Source organism: Nonomuraea sp. NPDC048901, from assembly GCF_040649695.1.
Classification (GTDB): domain Bacteria; phylum Actinomycetota; class Actinomycetes; order Streptosporangiales; family Streptosporangiaceae; genus Nonomuraea.
The window spans coordinates 1-20,845 of sequence record NZ_JBEZFW010000013.1; the positions used below are offsets into that span (position 1 = coordinate 1).

At 70.9% G+C, this 20,845-nt stretch carries 19 protein-coding genes and 1 pseudogene; 9 read left to right on the forward strand and 11 right to left on the reverse strand.

The genetic code is table 11. From position 1 onward, the window contains the following. Window positions 1–610, forward strand: a 610-nt coding sequence (locus AB0C30_RS37225) for a serine hydrolase domain-containing protein (protein ID WP_357952873.1), incomplete at its 5' end; no start/stop codon positions are given. Here AB0C30_RS37225 and AB0C30_RS37230 read toward each other — a convergent pair. The 4 genes from AB0C30_RS37230 to AB0C30_RS37245 all read right to left on the reverse strand — a co-directional run bounded on the left by AB0C30_RS37230 (window position 504) and on the right by AB0C30_RS37245 (window position 3,277). Further along, a complete protein-coding gene (locus AB0C30_RS37230) occupies window positions 504–2,471 on the reverse strand; it encodes an ABC transporter ATP-binding protein (protein WP_357952874.1) in 1,968 nt (655 codons plus the stop codon). The genes AB0C30_RS37225 and AB0C30_RS37230 overlap by 107 nt on opposite strands. Window positions 2,472–2,575: 104 nt before the next feature. Then, complete coding sequence (locus AB0C30_RS37235; protein WP_357952875.1) at window positions 2,576–2,716, reverse strand: hypothetical protein; 141 nt, start codon at window positions 2,714–2,716, stop codon at window positions 2,576–2,578. A gap of 47 nt (window positions 2,717–2,763) precedes the next feature. Then, on the reverse strand, window positions 2,764–2,958 hold the full coding sequence (locus AB0C30_RS37240) for a hypothetical protein (protein WP_357952876.1): 195 nt from the start codon (window positions 2,956–2,958) through the stop codon (window positions 2,764–2,766). Further along, a complete protein-coding gene (locus tag AB0C30_RS37245; protein ID WP_357952877.1) occupies window positions 2,915–3,277 on the reverse strand; it encodes a hypothetical protein in 363 nt (120 codons plus the stop codon). The genes AB0C30_RS37240 and AB0C30_RS37245 overlap by 44 nt, the downstream gene beginning before the upstream one ends. 223 nt (window positions 3,278–3,500) lie before the next feature. Here AB0C30_RS37245 and AB0C30_RS37250 point away from each other — a divergent pair, with 223 nt between their 5' ends. The 4 genes from AB0C30_RS37250 to AB0C30_RS37265 all read left to right on the forward strand — a co-directional run bounded on the left by AB0C30_RS37250 (window position 3,501) and on the right by AB0C30_RS37265 (window position 6,893). Continuing rightward, window positions 3,501–4,346, forward strand: coding sequence for a hypothetical protein (locus AB0C30_RS37250; protein ID WP_357952878.1), 846 nt, complete (start codon window positions 3,501–3,503; stop codon window positions 4,344–4,346). Between the two features lie 188 nt (window positions 4,347–4,534). After that, window positions 4,535–4,852, forward strand: coding sequence for a hypothetical protein (locus AB0C30_RS37255; protein ID WP_357953418.1), 318 nt, complete (start codon window positions 4,535–4,537; stop codon window positions 4,850–4,852). Between the two features lie 264 nt (window positions 4,853–5,116). Continuing rightward, window positions 5,117–5,713, forward strand: coding sequence for a hypothetical protein (locus AB0C30_RS37260; protein WP_357952879.1), 597 nt, complete (start codon window positions 5,117–5,119; stop codon window positions 5,711–5,713). 385 nt (window positions 5,714–6,098) lie between these two features. Then, a complete protein-coding gene (locus AB0C30_RS37265) occupies window positions 6,099–6,893 on the forward strand; it encodes a hypothetical protein (protein WP_357952880.1) in 795 nt (264 codons plus the stop codon). A 200-nt stretch (window positions 6,894–7,093) separates the two neighbouring features. Here the strand turns inward: AB0C30_RS37265 and AB0C30_RS37270 are convergent, their stop codons facing one another. From AB0C30_RS37270 to AB0C30_RS37280, 3 genes and pseudogenes are all read right to left on the reverse strand, one after another. Beyond that, window positions 7,094–7,762, reverse strand: coding sequence for a selenium-binding protein SBP56-related protein (locus tag AB0C30_RS37270; protein ID WP_357952881.1), 669 nt, complete (start codon window positions 7,760–7,762; stop codon window positions 7,094–7,096). Window positions 7,763–7,834: 72 nt separating this feature from the next. Further along, entirely contained in the window at window positions 7,835–8,974 is a 1,140-nt protein-coding gene (locus tag AB0C30_RS37275; protein WP_357952882.1) for a N(5)-(carboxyethyl)ornithine synthase, read from the reverse strand. A gap of 63 nt (window positions 8,975–9,037) precedes the next feature. Continuing rightward, window positions 9,038–9,499, reverse strand: a pseudogene (locus AB0C30_RS37280) (respiratory nitrate reductase subunit gamma); the annotation flags it as partial. Between the two features lie 523 nt (window positions 9,500–10,022). Here AB0C30_RS37280 and AB0C30_RS37285 point away from each other — a divergent pair. After that, the gene (locus tag AB0C30_RS37285) at window positions 10,023–10,430 is read left to right on the forward strand and encodes a hypothetical protein (protein WP_357952883.1); all 408 of its coding nucleotides are present in this window, start codon (window positions 10,023–10,025) and stop codon (window positions 10,428–10,430) included. A 218-nt stretch (window positions 10,431–10,648) separates the two neighbouring features. On the opposite strand, the gene AB0C30_RS37290 is transcribed toward AB0C30_RS37285, so the two are convergent. The 3 genes from AB0C30_RS37290 to AB0C30_RS37300 form a co-directional block, all read right to left on the reverse strand. Further along, window positions 10,649–11,452 carry a hypothetical protein gene (locus tag AB0C30_RS37290; protein WP_357952885.1) on the reverse strand — a complete coding sequence of 268 codons (804 nt, stop codon included), beginning with the start codon at window positions 11,450–11,452 and terminating at the stop codon, window positions 10,649–10,651. A gap of 840 nt (window positions 11,453–12,292) precedes the next feature. Beyond that, on the reverse strand, window positions 12,293–12,829 hold the full coding sequence (locus tag AB0C30_RS37295) for an RICIN domain-containing protein (RefSeq protein WP_357952886.1): 537 nt from the start codon (window positions 12,827–12,829) through the stop codon (window positions 12,293–12,295). A gap of 50 nt (window positions 12,830–12,879) precedes the next feature. Further along, window positions 12,880–13,986 (reverse strand): hypothetical protein, encoded by a 1,107-nt coding sequence (locus AB0C30_RS37300; RefSeq protein WP_357952889.1) that lies wholly within the window; start codon window positions 13,984–13,986, stop codon window positions 12,880–12,882. A gap of 65 nt (window positions 13,987–14,051) precedes the next feature. Between AB0C30_RS37300 and AB0C30_RS37305 the strand changes: the two genes are divergently transcribed. Then, window positions 14,052–16,586 (forward strand): LuxR C-terminal-related transcriptional regulator, encoded by a 2,535-nt coding sequence (locus AB0C30_RS37305; RefSeq protein ID WP_357952891.1) that lies wholly within the window; start codon window positions 14,052–14,054, stop codon window positions 16,584–16,586. Between the two features lie 57 nt (window positions 16,587–16,643). Here AB0C30_RS37305 and AB0C30_RS37310 read toward each other — a convergent pair whose 3' ends face one another. After that, complete coding sequence (locus tag AB0C30_RS37310) at window positions 16,644–17,540, reverse strand: LysR substrate-binding domain-containing protein (protein ID WP_357952893.1); 897 nt, start codon at window positions 17,538–17,540, stop codon at window positions 16,644–16,646. A gap of 139 nt (window positions 17,541–17,679) precedes the next feature. On the opposite strand from AB0C30_RS37310, the gene AB0C30_RS37315 reads away from it, so the two are divergent. Beyond that, window positions 17,680–19,107 (forward strand): DUF1338 family protein, encoded by a 1,428-nt coding sequence (locus AB0C30_RS37315; RefSeq protein WP_357952895.1) that lies wholly within the window; start codon window positions 17,680–17,682, stop codon window positions 19,105–19,107. A 40-nt stretch (window positions 19,108–19,147) separates the two neighbouring features. Further along, entirely contained in the window at window positions 19,148–20,713 is a 1,566-nt protein-coding gene (locus AB0C30_RS37320) for an aldehyde dehydrogenase family protein (protein WP_357952897.1), read from the forward strand. The last annotated feature ends 132 nt before the right edge of the window (window positions 20,714–20,845 follow it).

Genomic DNA, 20,845 nt, shown 5'->3' on the forward strand with positions numbered 1-20,845 from the left:
CGGGCCGGTGGAACGAGCCGACGAGATCACCGTCCAGCAGCTGATCCAGCACACCTCCGGCATCCCCGACTGGTGGTCGCGGAGCGGCTCGACCGAACCGGCGTTCGACGTCTTCGACTTCACCACCTACTACCGGCCCATCGACATCGTGGAGACGACGCGCGGCTTGCCGCGCACCGGCGAGCCGGGTGAGAAGTTCACCTACTCCAACACCAACTACACCCTCATCGGCATGATCATCGAAAAGGTGACCGGGCACACCCTGGCCGACGAACTCGACCGGCGCCTGTTCCGCCCGCTCGGCATGACCCGGACCTACGCGCTCACCAAGCCCCCGGAGGGCATCAAGGGCCCGCACGGGCACGGCTATCACGCTGACTCCACCGGCGCCCTGCGCGACATGCACCACGCCAACGCCAGCTGGGGCTTCGGTGCCGGCAATGTCTCGACTTCGTGCAGCGGTACGGGCCGATGCGGCCCGTACCGCTGCACGGCACCCGAGGTCAGGGTGTGGGGGTGTCGGCGTTGTACTGGCCGGCCTGCAACGCCCACAGCTCGGCGTATTCGCCCGCCAATTCAAGGAGCTCCTGGTGGGTGCCGTTTTCGGTGATCACGCCGTCCTGCAAGACGAGGATCCGGTCGGCGTGCTGCACCGAATGCAGGCGGTGGGTGATGAGGACGACGGTGCGGCCGCCCGCCAGTGCCCGCACCCCGGCGAACGTCGCGGCCTCGGCGCGGGGATCGAGGGCGGCGGTGGGCTCATCGAGCACCAGGAGCGGCGCGTCGCGGAAGTAGGCGCGGGTGAGGGCGATGCGCTGCCACTGCCCGCCGGACAGGTTGACCCCGCCTTGAAACTCGGGCGCCAACAGGGTGTCCCAGCCGTCTTTCAGCCCTTCGATGAGGTCGACCGCGCCGGCCGATGCGGCTGCTCGGGTGAGGGCCTCGGCCGTCGGATCGGTCTCATAGCGGCCGATCGCGACGTTGGAGCGGACGGTGAAGGGCCAGCGTTCGAAGCCCTGCGACAGCAGGGCCACGCTGTCGAAGGCGCGGTCGCGGTCGAGGTGGGCGGTGTCGACGCCGTCCCAGGTGACCGACCCTTCCTCGGGCAGGTACAGGCCGGTGAGGAGTTTGGCCAAGGTGGTCTTCCCGGACCCGTTGTGGCCGACCAGGGCGACCACTTCGCCGCGACCGATCGTGAGGTTCACCCCGTTGAGGGCGGGCTTGTCGGCGTTGACGTAGCTGAAGCGCAGGTCTCGGACCTCGATCCGTTCCGGGCCGGTCGCCGGGGTGACGGTCCCTCCGGCGGGGATGGCCAGCTCCTGGGCCTGTCGGCAGGCATCCCTCCAGTCCGCGGTGTACAGGCCGTACTCGTGCATGTAGGCCAGCGAGCTGACCACGCTCCCGAGCTGGTTGGTGCCCGTGCGGATGGCCAGGACGGCGGTACCGGCGGCGGCCAGCGCCATCCGGCCGGTGGCCAGCAGCCAGCCGAGCAGCACGTAGGTCGCCGCTGTCGTCAGCCCGCTGAGAGCGCCCGCGACCAGATCGGCTTTGGCGTCGGCGCGGGCCAGACGCGCCTGCTCAACCGCCGAGTGGGTCGCGAGCCGGTCGTAGTGGCCCAGCAGGAAGTCCCCAGCGGCGTGAGCACGGATCTCCTCAGCCGGATCTTTGCTGGTCAACAGGCTGGTGAGGCTGGCTTGCTGCCGCATGTGCGACAGCCATGTCAGCCGGGACTCGTTGCGCATCCGGGTGGCGCGGACGGCGGCCCAGCCCCGGGGAACAACGATGAGAGGCAGAAGCGGGAGCAGCAGGGGGTGCAGCACCCCCAGGACGCCGGCGGCCGCGATGATGCCCATCACCGCGGTGACGGTCTTGATGAGCTGCTCGATCACCAGGTCGATCCACCCGGCCCCGTACTGCGCGGCATCCAACAGATCGTGGAAGTCGGCGCGTTGGAAGTGCAGGAGCTCCACCCGGGCGGACCTGGCCAGCAGTTCGGTGTAGGCCAGGTGTTCCACCTTGGGCTGGAGGCGGCCGGACATGGCGTTGGACCAGGCGGTCATCACCGCGATGGCGATGCCCGAGATGCCGACCAGCGCGAGCGCGGGCAGCGCGGCCGCGATCCGGTCCGGGGTCGGTCCCGCGGTCAGGAGTTGCTGCAGGACGCTGTTGGTGGCCAGGAGCCCGCCCGCTGTGGCGGCCCCGACCAGGAGCTGGCAGCCGGTGACGATGATCAGGGCGTTGCGGTCGGCTCGCCAGCTCAGCTTGAGGCAGATGCCGACCAGCTCGGGCAGACGGCGCATCATCCGGCCGAACCCGGCCGTCCTGTCCCCTTCGTGGCGGGCCCAGCCCATGGTGTAGCGGATACCGCTCCCAAACAGTGGATCGGGCGCGCCGACCTGCGCGTCACCCTCCTTCGGGGTGTCGTGCTGCGAGGTGTCTTCTGCCTCAGGGGGGTTGGTCCTGGCACTCACTGACGAGCTCCGTTCAGTCGGGGGATGGACTCGCGGCGGGCGCTCGACGACAGGCCCGTCTTCGGTGCAGGTGAGGTCGTGGGCAGGCTCCTCCCGTTGCGTGATCAGTGATGCTTGGCAGGGCGGTGCGCCGTGGGCGTGCGGGTGCGCCGGTCCGTGTCGGGGCGGACCCGGTTGGCGTAGATGTCAGTGACCGTCCGGTCGGGTCCGGGCAGGCCGATGGCGTGCGTGTCGAAGGCGACCATGTTGGTGAGGATGTCCAGGACGGGGCGCGGTTCGGCGCGCGGCGGGCTTAGAAGATCACAGCCGCAGGCGAGGCAGTACCGCAGACCGCGTCGAACAGGACGGCGTCGGGGATCGCGTGCTCGGCGTCGGCCAGCACGACCGTGACCCGGCCTCCGTACCCGGTCGCATCCAGCAGCCTGGCCGCCCGGTCGGTCACCTCAGAGAAGATGTCGACACTGACCACCCGGCCGGCTGTGCCCACGAGCTCGGCGATGAGCGCGGCGTAGCACGCTCATGCCCGGCCGCAGGTCGGCGTGCTGCAGCATCAAGGCCTGGATCTGCGGGGCGGAGACCGAACTGATCGCGTTGCCGTGCTCATCCCACTTGGTGCGCACCGCCTCGTAGGGGGCGTAGGCCTGCTCAAGGGTCGCCGCGGGGGTGAACTCGTGCCGGGGCACCGTCCGCATCGCCGCTTCGACCCGCGCCTGGGTGATGGTGCCATCGGCCACGAGCGCGTCGACGAGCTGGTCACGCCACTCGTCCGGGGAAGCAGCGGCGGTGCTGGTGCTCACATCGGTCACGAGGAGTCCCTTCTCGGCGCAGCGCCAGACAACCCCAGGGCGGGGCGGCGGCGCACAGCCCGCACCCGACGGGCCGCGTGCATAGTCCTACCGGAGCGGCAGCCGCCGCGCCCGCACATCCGCGCTACACGACCGTGTCTGCCAAGGCGTCACCTTCATCCCCTCACGGCCTGGACGGGGGATCCAGCGCCGCCCCTGCCCAGGGTGCCGCGCGTAGGCGCGGATGCGTGCCCTGTCCTGCGGAAATGCGCTCTTCGAGTCGTGGTTCAAGAGGGTCCACGTTGCTTCCTGCCGGCTCTCCCCCACCGGGAGTCAGCGCAGGGATACCGGCGCGGCGCGCCGCCGCCGTCGCCGACTACGAGCAGGTGGGGCACGGGTACGCGGTCACGGCGCTCCTCCACACCCCGGACGGCCCCGACCCGCTCCTGTTCACCCGCAACCGCGCCGTCGAGCTGCCCCGCTCACCACCGAGCAGTGGGTCACCCTCGCCTCCGGCGCCGAGGACGCCCTGGAGGCGCTGATCGCCCTGCTCGGCGAGCGTCCGTCCGCACCGCCGCTGGGTCACATCGCCCGCGCTGCGAGGCTCCTGGCCGACCGCCTGCCCAAGGACCACCCCGCCCGTACGACCGCCGCCGCCCGCCTGCTTGACCTGCACGAACACGTCATCAGCCCGGACACGACCCTGCCCATCGCCGCCGGGGTCACCTCGGTCACCGCCCTGGAACGAGCCGCCGGAGCGACCGCCGCCCACCTCCCAGAGAGCAGGCTCGCCATCGGCGAAGCCCTCACCCTGGACCCCGCCGGAGACGGCTACCGCGTCCACCTCCGCCCGTCCCGCTGGTCCGACCTGGACGCGCTGACCCCGGCCCTCCGCCGCGGCGGCGCCACCGATGTCGCCCTGGTCATGAAGGACCTGCGCTTCCTCCGTTCGTCCGAGCCACTGCAGGCCGCGGCCCGGCTGGAGGCTCTGAGGTCAGCCAACCCTTCAGCGGCGAGCTCCGCATGTGCCGTCCGCGTTGGTGCCAGGTCTGGTCAGTGCGCAGGTCTCCCTGCCGCCTTGCTGGATTAGGCGCAGGATGCGGAACTCGGCAGGAGGCTCACACTCAAGCCCACATCAACGATCAGGCGGCCGCTGCGTACGTTATAGCCGTACATCGTGACGGCCTTCGCTTTACCAGCTATTGACCCTGACCTAGGCAAACTCAGCATCCCCCGCGTCGGTCGAACCGTTGGGGAGCGTCATGGCCACACTGCGCGCTGCCGGCCCCATGCTGGCACTCGCCATCGACCACCTGCCCGAACCGGCCAGTCGCCACGGAGGGTGTCTTTTACGAGCCGAAATATGACGGGTATCGCGCGTTGGCCAGGATCGACAACGACGGCGGCGTACAACTGCAATTGCGGCACGGCACCCGGCTCAACGAGATGTTCCCTGAACTCGCTTTCGCCCTATGGGAGCACCTCCCGAAACGGACAATCGTCGAGGGGGAGATCGTCCGTTGGAGCGAGGCGGGCAGGCTCGACTTCGAAGCGTTGCAGCGTCGCGTGGGCGGCGGCCAGCGTTATCTTTGGTGACTCTCAGTCGTGCGCGGCTACTTGACGCACAGTATCTGGGAGTCCATACGGCATGTTGGGCAGGTCAGGTGCGGCCGAGCGGCACTACCGGGCCGAACGAGCCGCAGCCGCCGAGGTCACCAGCGAGCGGCAGCGCCGGCCAACGCCACACCGCATGGGCCTGGTGATCGACATGTTCGGTAACATATGGTAACGATTCGGTGACATATAGTACCCGGCGGGCGTGCACCAGCCTCAAAGCCGCGAACAGATACGGAGATCTCCATGCGGGCAGCAACCACACGAACCAACTCCCGATCCAGACGGCCGATCACCGTCAGCGCGGCCGTCGGCAGCGCACTGTTGACGGCCCTCATGGCCGCACCGGCCTACGCCGGCGAAACGCCGAACGTCCCCGGCAAAGCCCGCGCATCCACGGCCACCGTAGCCTCCCAATCGGGAGGCCAGGAATGGATCCAGACCGATCCGCTCACCTTCAGCCACACTCTCACCGGCGCCGACCGCGTCTACGAGCAAATCTCCGAGGTCCCGGCACTCACGATTCCCTTTCCCGGCGTGTGGGAGTTCTCCTATCACGCCCGCCCGGTCGTTCAACCCACGACGAGCGGGGCGATGTACATCCGCACAGCGTTGTTCAAGAACGGCACGCGTATCCCCGGAAGTGAGGCCGTGACCGGCCTCACTGGCCCGAATCAGATAATTCAGGCCACCGCCGGACAGACGTTCACGCACACCTTCGCCGCCGGGGACGTCGTGACGCTCCACGCGGCCCGCATCCATCCTCAGGCTGGCGCGGCCTCCATCGCTAGCAACGAAGACGGACGCACCACAGTCACGGCGCACTGGGTGAGCCCAACCTGAGCCGAACCAAAGCAACTCCCGCATTGAGGTGATCTCGCGCCGTCGGGGAAGCCGTGGCCTCGTTGCCCGCCACGGCACCACACGCGGTCCGGCTGGCCACCGACGGCCGCAGCGGGGAGACCGGGAACGACGGACGGCCATCGTTCCCGGATCTCGTCGACGTTCCCGCCTCGGCGCTCTCGTCGGCGTCACTCGAACCGGTGAACAAACGTTCCTGCTCCCGACGGACACGTCGGAGTGCAGTGACGCGCTCTTAGACCCCGAGGCGCTCTCCGCATGCCTGGTTCTTCTTTGGGTCCGGGCGGAGCTCGGTCAACTTGGCCTACGTGAAAGAAGAGATCATCATCCTCTGACCTGCTGGAAGGGTCCTACAACCCCAGATAAGGTGGGCGCCCGCCACCTGTCGACACTGGAGCCCTGCCGCTACGTGATCTTCGAACTGCTGGAGATCGACAGCGTCGACGTCCGCACTCAACCCCTGGCCGAGCGCCGCAAGCACCTGGAGAAGTTGTTCGCTGGCATCCCGGCCGCGTGCCCGCTTGCCCTGTCCATGCAGACGAGCGACCCCGGCGAGGCCAGACCGTGGTTCACGTCCCTGGCCGGGCACGGCATCGAGGGCCTGATGATCAAGCCTGCCGGTGAGCCGTATCAGCCGGGCGCCCGGAACTGGTGGAAGTACAAGTCCAGGACCACCACCGAAGCGATCACCGGAGGGGTGACCGGCAGCCTGGCCCGGCCCTCAGGGCTTGTGCTGGGCCGCTATCCCCCTAAGGGAGGACATCTGCGGGTCGTCGGCCGGACTACCCGGCTGGGCCACGACCTGGCCGCCGAGGTGGCGGCGTATCTTCGCCCGGCCGCCGCGGCTGACCATCCGTGGCCCGAGCAGCTGCCCGCCGGGTGGGCGAGCGGCCTACACGGCAAAGGCGACCCCGTGACCTACAGGCGGATCGTGCCGGAGCTGGTGGTCGAGGTGCTGGTCGACGTCGCCCGCGAGCGCGGCCGGTGGCGGCACCCGATGCGCTGCCTGCGTCTGCGGCTGGACCTGTCCCCGGACGCTGTACCGCGCGGTACCAGGCCGGACGGCGGCCTGACGGCCACGCCGACGCAAGATGGGCTCCCGGTCAAATTTTGTCTTGAGCCCCGGCACCGATTGATCTTGCTCTCCCGCCTGCAGGAGTGAGACGACTTAGGTCAGCAGCCGGCGACTCCGGCATCGCCCGGCCAAACCACAGCTCCAGCGCACGCGATGGCCTGGACCGTGAGGCGCAATCACGGGCCGCCAAGAACGAGGGTGACGCCGCTGCCTGAGCGGGCGAGGTTGGACGAACGGCAGAGTTCGGTCCCCGCCGTACACGCTGAGGCCGTTCGATGCCCGGTGGTTCATGCCGGGCCTGGTCGCGGAGGCGCCCACGGCGGTCGACTGCTTCCTGTTCGAGAACGAGGACGGCACCGATTGGCGCATCCTGATGTGGGACGTGCTGGCCACCGGCTACGACCAGCGCAGCACCGTGGCGATCCCTTGCGCACGAGCACCTCCAAGGAGGTGTGGTCGAGGATCGCGATCCCGCCGGGCCCGTCGTTGCCGTCGGCGCCGCCGAGCGCCGACAGGTAGATCCCGCCGGGCCCGCAGTGCACGGTGTGGGGCCGGGAGTAGCCGGCCCGTTTGGCCAGTTCGTCGGCCTCGATGACCTTGACCAGTTCCGGGCTGAGGCGGTCCTTGGTGTCGAAGACGTGGATGCGTGAGGAGCGCAGTCCGGGCACGATGAGGTAGCGGCGTTCGACATGCGGGTGCGGGGCGCTGGGGCACAGGGCGGTGCTGCAGGCGTTCCAGCCGAAGTGGTGCAGCTCGTCGCCGGTGTTGGGCAGGTCGCTCCAGCCCACCACCTGGCCATAGTGCGGCGAGGCGGTATCGGTGTCGAGTACGGCCAGCGCGTCCGGCCTGGTCGCCGACCGGTCGAAGGCGACGACATAGGCCAGTTTCTCGGCGGGTGCGCCGGCCGCGTCCCTGGGCGAAGGATAGAACGTGGGGTCCGGGGTCCAGAGGCTCATCCCTTCACGTATCCACCAATTTCCTACGTCAACCGGGTATGGGCCACGTTTTGTGAATGATCACGCAGCGCTTCAGTTCGGATGCGGGTAGTCCGGTGAGCGATGCTGGAAGGACAGGATGGCGGGGTTCTGGATGACGCCGTCACGGATCTCGATGGCTCGCCGGATGGTGTCGCCCTCGTCCCAGGCCTTGGGGCCGGTGAGCACCGTCCGCAGATGCGGCAGCAGGGACTCGCTGATCTCCCAGGTGGCGGAGTCCCACAGGTAGGACGGGCTGTGGTCGACGGCGTAGTAATGGACCTTGTCCCCCACCTCGAACATCGGCTGGGTGAACGACGTGGGCCGCGCCCAGCTGAAGCCCATCCCCTCATCGCACGACACGTCCACGATGAGAGTGCCCGGCGCGAAGGCGGCCAGATCGTCCTCGTTGACGAACATCAGCGGATTGTCGGTGTTCTGGAGCACGCAGTTGACGACGATGTCATGGTCGGCGATGAACGAGGCGAGCGGTATCCGGCCGCTGTCGGTGAGCGCGTAACTGCGGTTGGGGTCGTCGGCCTCGTGCTCGAAACGCACGATGCGCGCCGAGTGGATGGGAGAGGCGACCGCGGTGACGTCGCGAAAGGTGAGCAGATCGATGTCGTTGACGCCGTGCGCGTTCAGTGCCGTCACCGCGCCCCGGCCGGTCGCGCCGAAGCTGATGACGACCGCCCGCAGCCGCCGCCCGTAGTCGCCGGTCTTCCCGGTGAGCGCCAGGGCGTGCAGAACCGAGCAGTAGCCGGCCATCTCATTGTTCTTGTGCAGGACGTGCAGGTTGAAGCTGCCGTCACTGTTCCAGTGGTTCATCGCCTCGAAGGCGATCAGAGTGAGTCGCCGGTCGATCGCGAGCTGTGTCACTTCCTCATCCTGTACGCAGTGCGGCCAGCCCCACAGGATCTGTCCGTCGCGCAACTCCTTGAGGTCCTGGGCCAGGGGCTTGGGGAGCAGAATGACATCGCAGCGCGCCACCAGCTCCTCCCGTGACAGCAACCCGGCCACGTGCGGCGCCAGTTGCTCATCAGAGATGCCGAAACGCTCGCCGTAGCCGCGTTCGAGGTAGATGAGGTGCTGAAGATCGGCTTCGATCCGCTCAAGGTGCAGCGGGTGGATGGCCAGCCGGTGCTCGTTCTCCTTGCGGGAGTGTGCCACGACGCCGAGACTGAGCTGATCCATACGGGCTCCCTTGGGTTGACCCTATGTCTAGCAGGTCCACATCGGTGTTACGCGCAGTGGCCATCAGCGTGAGGGTTCCCAGCCTCGCCGAGGCGCGCGGGCGCTGGTGGGCTGGTCGGCGCGGCTGCGGTAGACGATGTAGGGGCGGGTCAGGTAGCCGATGGGCGCGGTGAGCATGTGCACCAGCCGGGTGAACGGCCAGATGGCGAACAGCAGCAGCGCGCTGAGCGTGTGCACCTGGAACAGGATCGGCGCACCGGCCATCAGCGCGGGATCCGGGCTGAAGAAGAAGATCGACCGGAACCACGGCGAGATGGTGGCGCGATAGTCGTAGCCGCCCCCGATGACGTTGGCCGCCACCGTGGCGGCCAGACCGAGCACGATGGTGATGCCCAGCACGGCGTACATGAGCTTGTCGTTGCGGGTGGTGTCGGTGAAAACCGGTCCGACGGTGCGTCGCCGGTAGATGAGTACGGCCAGGCCGCCGAGGGTGGCGGCGCCCGCGATGGTGCCGAGCGCGACGGCCGGAGCGGCAGCAAGCCGTCTACGAGGCGGTCACGTCCGCCTGCCCAAAGGTTCGTACCACCAGCCCGTGGCCGGCAGTAGCAGGGCTCCCCCGCACCGCCGGCCAGTGCTATGGGCTGCGATCGTGTCAAGTGCGGCGTCGCTCCTGTCCTTGGTCGGCCGGGCGGTTTCGCCGCGGTAAGTTGGGCGCGGCGGCGGGCGTGCGGGCGGATCGAGGTCTTTTCCGGCAGAATCGGTGTGGTCCTGTCCGGCGGGAACACCGCCTGGACCACGTTGCGGTCGCTCCTCGGCCGCGCCGAGACTGCTGGGGGCGATAGTGGGGTGCCTACCCTGCACGCCTGGAGCGGGCAGCAGCCAGTAGGCGCTGCATGACGGTGTCGCCCTGTTCACCCAGTACATGAGCCCACAGCGGATCGGCGCCATCGCCTACGAGGGCGCCGATCCCGCTGATGACCCACGATGACACGCCTCGGGGGCACGCACCCGCGCCGAGTACGGCCGCTGGTGCCGGCACGCGTGCGGCATGGCCTGCCTGCAGATGGCCCTCGATCACCGCGACGGGCACGCCCAGCCGCTGCTGGAGCTCCTGTACGGCTGCCGCGCCTACGGCGGCTACGTCGAGCACGACGACGGCCGGATCAAGGGCCTGTACTACGCGCCGTTCGCCGACTACGTACGCGCCGCGCATGGCCTGCACGCCGAGGTGCACCCGCACCTGGCCGTCGCGGACCTGCCCGGCCTGCTCGCCGACGGGCACCTGGTCATGGCCTCGGTCCACAAGGAGATTCGCCGCCCCGAGCTGCCGGCTCCCGGCCGGGGCGGGCACCTGGTCCTGCTTACCGGCCACGACCACGGCCTGATGAGGGCGTACCTGCGCGGCACCAGACGCTGCTCAACGGCGCGGCCCCAAAACGCCAGCGCCTCCACATAAGGGACGGCGTCGCGGTGGCCGAGGCCGCAAAAGCGTGGAGGGCGGTCGCCGGAATGCCTGATCTTCATGAAGGTATAGCCTCCTCGGACGGGTTTGAAAATCGATGCCGAGCAACGGTGTAGGCGATTCCGTGGTCCGTCAGAAAGGCGGCTCATCGGAGAAGTCAGCGGGTCAAGGGCAGGAGGCGGGGCGGTGCCCGGGGAGCGGTCGCCCGCCAGTCAGAAGAAGGAGCCCCGCACCGGAATCAGTCCACCGTAGGTGGCCCCTTCGGCACACGCCCGCAACATCAGCTCGGCGGGGTCCCTCTGATCATCGGTGAGCCAGCCCGGCGGCAAGACCAGCAGCACCGCTTGACGGCGGGCTTTGCCCGCCTTCTTCCACTCAACGTCGACGTTTCCGGTCGCGGCATCGGCCCGCCACCACGCTCCTGCACCGCGGCGGGTGATCTCGGCGACGCGGCCGCGCTCCATCCGCACCTGCCAGCCCGCGACCTCCTCGATCCGGTCGCGTGTCAGGTCGACCGGACGCAGGCCCATGGTCAGCATGTCGGCCACATGTCCGAGGGTGCCGTAAGGGTGAAGCTGGCCAGGCTGGATGATCAGCAGCGGATAGATCGTGCTGTGGTGGCGGACTCGGCTGGAGGCGAACCAGTCCGGCTCCCGCCCAGCGGCCAGGCCCTGCGGCGCCGGATCGTCCCCCCAGATGGGCAGCCCCGCCGCGCGGCGAACCGCGTTAAGCCGGCCCTGCGCCCAGACGCGCGCACCCCCGCACGACGGGTGCGTCCACGCCGGAACCAGCAGATCGGGGGTCTGCTGCCCGCCGCCCGTCATCGAGATCGCCAGCCCCAGGTTGACCTCGGCCGTGGCCGTGACGTCGATCGGCTTGCCGCACAGCACACACGCCAGCGGCTGCCCGCCGCCCGCGCTGACTTCGGCCAGCGCGAGAAGTTCGTGGATCTCCTCCTGGCTCAGCAGCACGTCCATGCCCGCGGCCACGTGGTAGACCGCCAGAGCCATCGCCACGCTCGAAGTGGCTTCCTCCCCCAGTTCCCCGCCTGGGTTCATCGCCGGGTTCGGGGGCGGTGCCTGTACGCATCTCTCCCAGGACGTCAATGAGGACCGGCACGAAATCGAGCACGTCCTCCAGCACATCTGCCAGGACCGCACGATCCAGGCCTCCCACGTGAACCACCAGCGTGCGCACACCGTCATCACTGTGATCGGTGGCCAACTGGTAGACGGCCGCGGTCGCATCACCGGAGAACTGTCCGGGAGGTCCTGGCAGCAGCGACAGCACCGACCCAACCAGGCTCGTGGCGGCCACCCGGTCACCGTCCAGCACCCGGTCAGCCAGGGCCTCCTGACAAGCGCGGCACCCGTCCATCACCGCACCGATCAACTGCCCGACAGCGTCCATGCGCACCAACCCCGGCCGTCCGAACGCGCTGGCGTCGATCGGCGGCACAACGGGGCCGCGATGCTGGTGCAGCGTCCCGGCGGCGACGTGAGAGAGAACTCGGTCATATCGCCCAGCTGCGTCGCCACGGTCATCGCCGACTCGCCGTTCACGGCAACGGCGCTGGCGACAGTGTCGGCTGGTCGGAACCTGCGCGCACGCGCATCCCCCTCGCACGAAGGCACGCACGCCGCTCCCTCCCGGCAGGCCGCCCGGCCCCGCACGTCCACCGCATGGCGTTGCAAGCGGACGGCCCCCGCGCCGACGCGATGCGGGGGCCGAAGGTCTCCAGGCAGTGCTGGTGGCGTTCCGGCCGTGGTTCTCGCCGCCCCAGCGGCGGTCCTGGATCACACTTGCGCCGTCGGCGTGGTCCACATCGGCTCCGTCCGGGCACAGACGCCTGACGCTCATGGGGTTCGGCGACGCCAGATCTGGTTGAGGCGATCCTTGCAGATCGCCTGCAGGACGTTGGCGCCATGGGCGCGGCTGGCGTCCTGAACATCCAGGCACAGGCCGCTGTGCCGGGCGATCAGCTCGAAGGCGCCGGTGCCGCGCCATTTCGCCCCGGGCGGCGTCCGCATCCTCCACTGCTGGTTGTAGCCCGGCTCCCAGCACCTCGCCTGAAGGACGTTGGCGCCGTGGAAGCGGCTGGCGTCCTGGACGTCCAGGCACTTGCCGCTGTGCCGGGCGACGAGCTTGAAGTAACCGCTGTCGGTCGGCACGAAAGACCACTGCTGGTTGTATCCGCTCACGCAGTACGCCTGCAGGACGTTGGCGCCATGCGCGCGGCTGGCGTCCTGGACGTCTAAACATCTGCCGCTGTGCTCGGCGACGATCTCGTAGTAGGTGGTTTCGGCGTGGGCGACCCCGGGTGCGGTGAGGGTGAGGCCGGCGGCCGCGGCCGAGGCCACGGCGAGAGCACGGCGGATTGCTGCGAAAGACATGATCATTTTTCCTCTCATGTGATCCAGAGTGGGGGTGCGAAGCCGATTCCTCATCCGTCGCACAGGCGCAACGACCGCCCCAGGTCGACGATGAAGCGAGCCAGTGCGGCCCGTGCGCGAAACAGGTCGTGCAGTTCGGGAGTGGGGTCATGGTCAAGGAGCTCCACGGGGATCGCGGTCCACGCACTGCGCAGCACGAGCGCGGCGGCGTAGCCGAAGGAGACCTCGCGGGGGTCGGCGATTGCGGCCGTCGCGGCGGCGTAGGCGGCCTCGATCACCTCATGGACGGCGGGCAGGTCCGCGGGATCGAGCTCACCGGTGTGGGCCCGGCCGACCAGGAGCTGGCCGAGGTCGAAGCCCACGGCCGCCGGGTGCGGCCAGCTCCAGTCGACGGCCACGAACTGCGCCGAGCCGTCGGCCGGGACCAGCAGGTTCATGGGGCCGGCGTCGCCGTGCACGAGGGTGTGCGGCAGGCGCTCCAGCGCCTCCAGCAGCGGGCCGATCCGGTCGGCCAGAGCCAGCAGGTCGGCCCGCAGCAGGGGATCGGCATGCCGGGCGACCAGAGGGTGGCGCCAGGTGGCCGGGTCCCGCAGGATCGGCAGGAACAGCCTGGCGACAGGACCCGCGCAGAACCAGCGCAGCCCAAGGTTGAGCGGCTCGCGCGGCGCCGACGAGCGGCCCGCCACGGGCCGTGCGGCGGCCAGGTCGCCGAGCAGGCGGGCGGCGGCGCGGTAGCGGTCCAGGCCCCACGCGGTGGGCTCGACCCGCACGTCCTCCAGCCACATGACCAGCCGGTCGTCCCCCAGGTCCTCCAGCCGGTACATCCGGGGCAGCCGCAACCCGTCGGGAAGCGGGGAGCGGGCCAGGTAGGCGTCCGCGTCGGCCCGCCAGGGGAACTGCGCCAGCGCCTCGGCCCTCAGCTCCTCCGGCATCCGCGCGAACCAGGCCGAGTGCTTGATCGCGTGGATCGACTTGACGAAGAACGACCAGCTCACGCCGCTGGTCGTCGTGCCGCGCACGCGGTGGAGCGAGGCCGTCGACAGCGACCCGGAACCGTGGTGGACGGGCTCGACGCGCTGCTCGGCGATCTCGGCCAGCGGATCGCCGAGGCTCGCGCGGACGAGGTCGGTCAGGCCGGTGGCCGGTGTGTTGGTCATGGCTCCAGCCTGCCGAGCGCGATACTGCCTCGCATGAGCACGGCCTACTCAAATAGGCTTTCGCCGTGGCAGCCTCCTGGCCGTTCGTCGGGCGTACGGCGCAACTCGCGGCCATCAGGTCCGCCGACCGGGGCGTGGTCGTCGCCGGACCACCGGGCACGGGCAAGAGCCGCCTGGTGGCGCAGGCCGTACACGATCTCGACGGGGTGGCCTGGGCGCGGGCCACGGCGGCCGCCGGAGAGCTGCCGCTGGGCGCCTTCGCGCCGCTGCTGCCCGCCACGCCGCCCACCGGCAACCCGCTGGGCTGGGCGGCCGCCGCGCTGCGCGCCCCGGTGCTCGTCGTGGACGACGCCCACCTGCTCGACCCGGCCTCGGCCGCGCTCGTCCACCACCTCGTGACGCGGGGCGGCACCCGGGTGATCGCCACGCTCCGCAGCCGCACAGCCGTGCCGGACGCGGTGCACGCCCTGTGGAAGGACGGCCTGGTGCCGCGGCTGGAGCTGGAGCCGTTCTCCCTGGAGGACACCGCGGCCGTCCTGGAGGCCGCCCTGGGCGGCCGGGTGGAGTCGGCGACCGTGGCCCGGCTGTGGCGCGTCAGCCAGGGCAACGCGCTCTACCTGCACGAGCTCGTCCTGTCCGGGATCCTCATCGAGGACGGGCAGGTGTGGCGCTGGCGCGGGCCGCTGACGATCACGCCCACGCTGCGCGAGACCGTCGCCGCACGCATCGGTGACCTGACCGTGCGCGAGCGTGAGGCGATGGAGCTCCTGGCCTACGGTGAGCCGCTCGGCGCCGACCTGCTGGCCGTCCTGGGGTCCCTCGACGCCGTCCAGCAGCTGGAGGACCGTCAGCTCGTCACCGTGCAGCGAGACGGCCTGCGGCTCCAGGTACGGCTCGCGCACCCCCTGTACGGCGAGGTCATCAGGGACGGCTGCGGCGTACTGCGCGCCCGCACGATGATGCGCCGGCTGGCCCAGGCGGTCACCGAGGCCGGGCTACGACGGCGCGAGGACGTGCTCAGAGTGGCGCTGTGGCGGCTGGACGGCGGCATGAGCGGCGATCCCGGGCTGCTGCTGGCCGGCTGCGAGCGCGCCAGGGTCATCCGCGACCTGGAGCTGGCCGTACGGCTCGGACGCGCGGCCGTGGCCGCGGGCGGCGCGACGCCCGCGCTGGCCGCGCTCGGCACCGTGCTGTTCTACACCGACCGGCACGCCGAGGCCGAGGAGATGTACGCCGGCGTCTGGGCGGCGGAGATGGGCGAGACGGCCCGCATCGACCTCGGCGTGCAGCGCGCGCTGAACCTGACCGTCGGGCTGGGGGACGTCGCACGGGCGCGGGCCGTCCTGGAAGAGACCACCCGGCTGGCCCGCGGTGTCGAAGGACGGCAGGGCACGCTCATCATGCGGGCCGTGCTGGCCGCCCTCACCGGCGACATCGCCGCCGCCGAGGACCTGCTGGCACGGACGCGGGACATGGGCCCGCTCAGCCCGCACGGCCTGCGCATGATCGGCGGGGCCGAGGCGGCCGTCCTGCTGGCGCGGGGCCAGGCTACGGAATGCCTGGCCCGCGTGCAGGAGGCCGGCGCCCGGCTGGCGCAGCAACCAGACGCCATGCGCAGCCTGTCGGCCGCGCTGACCGGGTACGCCGCGAACGCCGCCCTGCTGCTCGGCGATCTGGACACCGCCGAGCGACTGGCCGACGAGGGATACGACCTGGGAGGCCAGTGGGGCAGCTGGACGCGGGCGATCCTGGAGTTCGGCGCGGCCAAGGCCCGCGTGCTGCGGATGCGCGGCCGGCTCACCGACGCCCTCGCCTGGGCCCGCGACACCGTCGTGCGGCTGCCCGTCCCCAGCACGCTGGCCGGAGCCTGCCTGGGCGAACTCGCGCACGCCTACGCGCTCCTCGGCGACGTCGCCGCGGCCGAGCAGGCGCTGGCGCGAGCGGAGGGCGCGGGCACGCCGATCGGCCCGTACGGCGTCCTGCCCCTGCGATTCGCCCGCGCGTGGACCATGGCCGGGCGCGGCGACGCCGCCGGTGCCGTCGAGATCTGTTTGGAGAGCGCCGAGAGCGCGCTGCCGTGCGACGTGCCGTTCGCGCTGCACGACGTCGTCCGGCTGGGCCGCCCCGACCTCGTGGCCGCCCGGCTCGCCGCGCTCGAGGTCGACAGCCCGCTGGTCGCCCTGTTCGCGCGGCATGCCGCCGCCCGCGACGGCGCGCAGCTCGACGTGGTCTCGGAGGGCTTCGAACGGCTCGGCCTGCTGCTGTACGCGGCCGAGGCGGCCGCGCAGGCGGCGGCCCGCTACCGCGAGTCCAGGCTGTGGCGCGGCATGCGGGCGGCGCAGACCCGGGCCTGGCGGCTCTCCCAGCGCTGCCAGGGTGCCCGTACGCTCGCGCTGATGGACCTCGACGTCCCGGGCCTGACGCCGAGGCAGCGCGAGATCGCCGTGCTGGCCGCCCAGGGGCTGACGAACCGCGAGATCGCCGAGCGGCTCGTCGTGTCCGTTCGCACGGTGGCCAACACGCTGTACGCCATCTACGAAAGGACAGGCGTCAACGATCGCACCGCCCTCGCCTCCCTCCTGAGCGGGCCGCAGGGATAGTGCTGCCGGGTTCGGACGGGAGCTGACCGCGCTCATTCGCTGGTAGCCGCTCGTGCCTCAGCCTTGGTCGAAGTGCGGCCCGGCCGCCTGCCGCAGGGTCTCCAGGGCGTCGGCGAGCAGGGGGTTGCCGTTGGCCTGGCGGTGCAGGGCGACCACGGTGCGGTGGGCGGCGGGCAGGTCCAGGCGCGTCGCCACGACGCGATCGTCGGGAACATGGCCCAGAGCGGGCACCACCGCCACCCCCAGCCGGGCGGCCACCAGGTGGCGGACCACGTCATAGTTGTTGCTGCGGAAGGTGACCGCGGGCACGAACCCGGCCGCCGCGCACAGCCGGGCCAGCGACAGGGCGCCGCCGGTGCCTTCGCGGCTGGTGATCCAGCGCTCCCCGGCCAGCTCCGGCAGATCGGCGCCCGGGGCGTGGTCGCGGGGCCGTAGCAGCAGCAGGTCCTCGCGCAGCAGGTGGTGGGCGGCCAGGCCGTCGGGCCACTGCTGCGGGGTGAGGCCGTACTCGTAGACCAGCGCCAGGTCCAGGGCGCCGTCGATCACCCGCGGGATCAGCTCCTCGGGCTCGCCCTCCTCCAGGAGGATCTCCGCGCGGGGGTAGCGGCGGGTGAAGGCCGACAGGGTGGGCGGCACCAGCCGTACGCTGGCGGTGGGGAAGCTGCCCAGCCGCAGCCGGCCGGTGGTGCCGGCGGCCAGTTCGCGCACCTCGTAGCCGAAGTCCTCCAGCGTGGCCAGCACCCGCTGGCTCAGCTCGACCAGCCGGTGCGCCGCGGCGGTGGTGCGCACGCCGCGCGCCTCACGCTCGAACAGCTCCAGCCCGGTGTCCTTCTCCAGCGCCGCGATCTGCTGCGACACCGCCGAGGCCGTGTAGCCGAGCTCGCGCGCCGCCAGCGCGAACGATCCGGTCCGGCACACCTCTCGCAGGGTGAGCAGATGCAGGGGTTTGATCATGCCGACTCCGCGCCGCCAGTAGAGCACCCTAAGCAGTTCTTGGGCTTTGGCGGGAAATCTATCGGTCTGCTGGGGCTTGGATTCACCCGGGATCGCCTCCATCGTGGACAAAGCCATCCGTACCTGGAGGAGATAACGCATGGTCATGGTCTCTCAAGGGCGGCTGCGCGCGGCGTTCGCGCGGCGCCTGTCGGAGATGTACGGGCAGGAGGTGCCCGCCTACCGGACGCTGGTGGAGGTCTGCCGGAAAGTCAACGACGGCGTGCTGCGGCGGGCGGGAGCCGGCGCCGAGCGGCTGGGCTCCATCGAGCGCGTCACCGCCGAACGGCACGGCGCCATCCGCGTCGGCACCCCGGCCGAGCTGCGGCAGGTCGCGCGGATCTTCGGGGCGCTGGGGATGCGCCCGGTCGGCTTCTACGACCTGCGTGAGGCCGCCGCCAGCGCCGTGCCCGTCGTCTCGACCGCCTTTCGGCCCGTCGCGGCCGACGAGCTGGCCGGCGATCCCTTCCGGGTCTTCACCTCGATGCTCACCCCGGCCGATCCCCGCTTCTTCGACCCGGATCTGCGCGAGCGGCTGGACAGGTTCCTGGCCGTGCGGCGGCTGTTCCCGCCGGAGCTGCTGGAGCTGGCCGATCGGGCCGGACGCCAGCGCGAACTGCCGCGCGAGCAGGCCGAACGCTTCACGCACCTGGCCGTCCAGGCGTTCGCGCTGGGCCGGGAGCCGATCGACCAGGCCTGGTACGACACCCTGGAACGGGTCTCGGCGGTCGCGGCCGACATCGGCGGCGTGACCAGCACCCACATCAACCACCTGACGCCGCGCGTACTCGACATCGACGAGCTGTACGCGCGGATGACCGAGCGCGGCATCACCATGATCGACCAGATCCAGGGGCCGCCGCGCTGGTCCGGCCCGGACGTACTGCTGCGCCAGACCTCCTTTCGCGCCCTGGCCGAGCCGCGCGCGCTGCGCCGGCCTGACGGCGGCCTCACCACGGGATCGCTGCGGGTGCGCTTCGGCGAGGTGGAGGCGCGCGGAATCGCGCTGACCCGGGCCGGCCGCGAACGCTACGACGACCTACAAGCCAGAGCCGACGCCAACCTTGCCGACCGCTCGGCCGACCGCTCGGCCGCCCGGCTCGCCGGCGGCGTCGACGGCCGTGCGCGGGCCGCCCGGGCGCTCTGGGAGCGGGAGTTTCCCGCGACGGAGCGGGATCTGGCGGTCGAGCGGCTGGCGTACTTCACCTATCGGCCGGTGCCGGATCGCCCGCGTGACGGGCGGCGGCCCGGCACCGGGCTCGCCGACCTGATCGATCACGGCTGGGTACGCGCCGAGCCCATCGTCTACGAGGACTTCCTGCCCCGCTCGGCGGCCGGGATCTTCCAGTCCAACCTCACCGGGCAGGGCGTCAGGGACGACAGCCGCGCCGCCGCCGACTACGACAGCGACTGGCTCGCCGGCGCCATCGGGGCCGAGGTGCTGGACCCGTTCACCCTGTACGAGAGCCAGCAGCGGCGCTCGCTGGAGGACGCCGCCCACGCGCTCGGCCTGCCCGAGATCAGCTGACCCCCCGAGCCCGACCTCGTACTGCTACGGAGAACCGTTCATGACCACGACCACCCTGCCCGCCACCGGCGTCCTGCGCCGACGCGCCCTCGACATCCTGGCCCGCCTGGACGTCACCCTGAAGGAGGGCGACGACCTGCACGCCCGTACGCCGATCACCGGCGAGACCCTGCTCGGCCTCACCGCCGCGACGCCCGCCGACGCCGACGAGGCGATCGGGGCCGCGCACGAGGCGTTCCTGGCATGGCGCACGGTGCCCGCCCCCCGTCGCGGCGAGGTGGTACGCAGGCTCGCCGAACTCCTGCGCCGGCACCGCGACGACCTGGCCGACCTCGTCACCATCGAAGCGGGCAAGATCCGCTCGGAGGCGCTCGGCGAGGTCCAGGAGATGATCGACATCTGCGAGTTCGCGGTCGGTTTGTCGCGCCAGCTGTACGGGCGCACCATCGCCTCCGAACGGCCCGGCCACCGGCTGTCGGAGACCTGGCACCCGCTGGGCGTCGTCGGCGTGATCTCCGCGTTCAACTTCCCGGCCGCCGTGTGGGCGTGGAACACCGCCATAGCGCTGGTCTGCGGCGACACCGTCGTCTGGAAGCCGTCGGAGCTGACGCCGCTCACCTCCCTGGCCTGCGACCGGCTGCTGGCCGTGGCGGCGGCCAGCAGCGGCGTGCCCCGTGACGTGCACCGGCTGCTGCTCGGCGAGCGCGCCATCGGGGAACGGCTGGCCGACGACCGGCGGGTGGCGCTGGTCAGCGCCACCGGCTCGGTCGGCATGGGGCGCCAGGTCGGGCCGCGGGTCGCCGCCCGCTTCGGGCGTTCGCTGCTGGAGCTGGGCGGCAACAACGCCGCTGTGGTCACCCCGTCGGCCGACCTTGACCTGGCCGCCTCCGCCATCGTGTTCGCCGCGGCCGGCACCGCCGGGCAGCGCTGCACCACCCTGCGCCGGCTCATCGCGCACACCGACATCGCCGGCGACCTGATCGACCGGCTCACCATCGCCTACGCGAAGCTGCCCATCGGCGACCCGTTCGACGACACCACCCTCGTCGGGCCGCTCATCTCCGCTCAGGCCCACGAGGCGATGCGGCGGGCGCTGAGCGCCGCACGGTCCGAGGGCGGCGAGATCCTGGCCGGTGGCGGGCGCCGGCTCGCCGACGCCGCCCCCGCCGCCTACTACGCCGAGCCCGCCATCGTCCGCATCGACGCACAGCCGGGCAGCGACGGGCAATCGGGCATCGGCGCACAGCCGGGCATCGTCCGGGAGGAGACCTTCGCGCCCATCCTGTACGTGCAGACCTACCGGACACTGAGCCAGGCCATCGCCCTGAACAACGACGTGCCCCAGGGGTTGTCCTCCAGCATCTTCACCCGGGACCTGCGGGAGGCCGAGCGGTTCCTGGCCGCCGACGGCTCCGACTGCGGCATCGTCAACGTCAACATCGGCACCTCAGGCGCGGAGATCGGCGGGGCCTTCGGCGGCGAGAAGGAGACCGGCGGCGGGCGCGAGTCCGGCTCGGACTCCTGGCGCGCCTACATGCGCCGCGCGACCGGCACCGTCAACTACTCCGACCAGCTGACCCTCGCCCAGAACGTGAGCTTCCTCTAACAACCGCACCACGACCCAGACCAGCGATCCGGCCCACACCACCGGACCTGACCATCGGCCCTGCGGCGACCTGCCGCTCGACCGAGCCCGCGTCATCGGCGGCTGCTCCTCCCACAACGGCTGCTCCCAGAC

Excerpts from the sequence above, each read along its gene's own strand:
- AB0C30_RS37260 (WP_357952879.1), top strand. The coding sequence starts at position 5,117 with ATGCGGGCAGCAACCACACGAACCAACTCCCGATCCAGACGGCCGATC.
- AB0C30_RS37270 (WP_357952881.1), bottom strand. The coding sequence starts at position 7,762 with ATGAGCCTCTGGACCCCGGACCCCACGTTCTATCCTTCGCCCAGGGAC.
- AB0C30_RS37320 (WP_357952897.1), top strand. The coding sequence starts at position 19,148 with ATGACCACGACCACCCTGCCCGCCACCGGCGTCCTGCGCCGACGCGCC.
- AB0C30_RS37235 (WP_357952875.1), bottom strand. The coding sequence starts at position 2,716 with ATGGTCGCCTTCGACACGCACGCCATCGGCCTGCCCGGACCCGACCGG.
- AB0C30_RS37300 (WP_357952889.1), bottom strand. The coding sequence starts at position 13,986 with ATGACCAACACACCGGCCACCGGCCTGACCGACCTCGTCCGCGCGAGC.
- AB0C30_RS37310 (WP_357952893.1), bottom strand. The coding sequence starts at position 17,540 with ATGATCAAACCCCTGCATCTGCTCACCCTGCGAGAGGTGTGCCGGACC.
- AB0C30_RS37250 (WP_357952878.1), top strand. The coding sequence starts at position 3,501 with ATGCGTGCCCTGTCCTGCGGAAATGCGCTCTTCGAGTCGTGGTTCAAG.
- AB0C30_RS37275 (WP_357952882.1), bottom strand. The coding sequence starts at position 8,974 with ATGGATCAGCTCAGTCTCGGCGTCGTGGCACACTCCCGCAAGGAGAAC.
- AB0C30_RS37285 (WP_357952883.1), top strand. The coding sequence starts at position 10,023 with ATGGCCTGCCTGCAGATGGCCCTCGATCACCGCGACGGGCACGCCCAG.
- AB0C30_RS37315 (WP_357952895.1), top strand. The coding sequence starts at position 17,680 with ATGGTCATGGTCTCTCAAGGGCGGCTGCGCGCGGCGTTCGCGCGGCGC.
- AB0C30_RS37295 (WP_357952886.1), bottom strand. The coding sequence starts at position 12,829 with ATGTCTTTCGCAGCAATCCGCCGTGCTCTCGCCGTGGCCTCGGCCGCG.